Raw genomic sequence first — 523 nt, 5'->3', positions numbered from 1 at the left:
GGGGTGACGAAGCCCTCACCTTTTGCAAGCACCCGGATGCCGTTCTTTGTCTCCGCTACGGAAATCGACGCGGCATCGAACTCGATGTTACGAACCCGGCGCTTGGTGCTGCCATCGCCATAGGTGACAGACAGGTCGTTTGGTGAGCGCATTTCGCCGGTCTTGAGGATGCGCAATGCTTGGTTTCCGACTTCGTCCTCGATAACCAGAAGGTCGTCATCGCTGCTGTGTTCCACCGCGATTCTCGCTGCTTCAAACGTACCATCCCCCCGGATACGGGCGGCCACCTGGCCAACTCTATCTTCAAAGACCTCCGCCGCTATTCTCGCTGCTTCAAACACACCATCCCCCCGGATGCTGGCGGCCACCCGGCCGCCAGCATCTTCAAAGACCACGGCGTTTCTGCCCTCGACCCCGTCATCAGATATCAACTCCTTGACCTCTTCTACGGCAGCCGAGCTGGGGAACGTGGCGATAGGCCCTGCGTGGGTTGTAGCGGTCAACCGCCGATAGCGGATCACCG

At 59.7% G+C, this 523-nt stretch carries 1 protein-coding gene; it reads right to left on the bottom strand.

Features of this window, described 5'->3' with window-relative positions:
- Positions 1-523: hypothetical protein (locus IOC61_RS15970; protein WP_195689735.1), on the bottom strand; the 523-nt coding region annotated here is incomplete at both ends.

It is taken from the genome of Halomonas sp. KAO, from assembly GCF_015595025.1.
Taxonomy (GTDB): domain Bacteria; phylum Pseudomonadota; class Gammaproteobacteria; order Pseudomonadales; family Halomonadaceae; genus Halomonas.
This window is presented reverse-complemented; position numbering and strand designations above follow the sequence as displayed.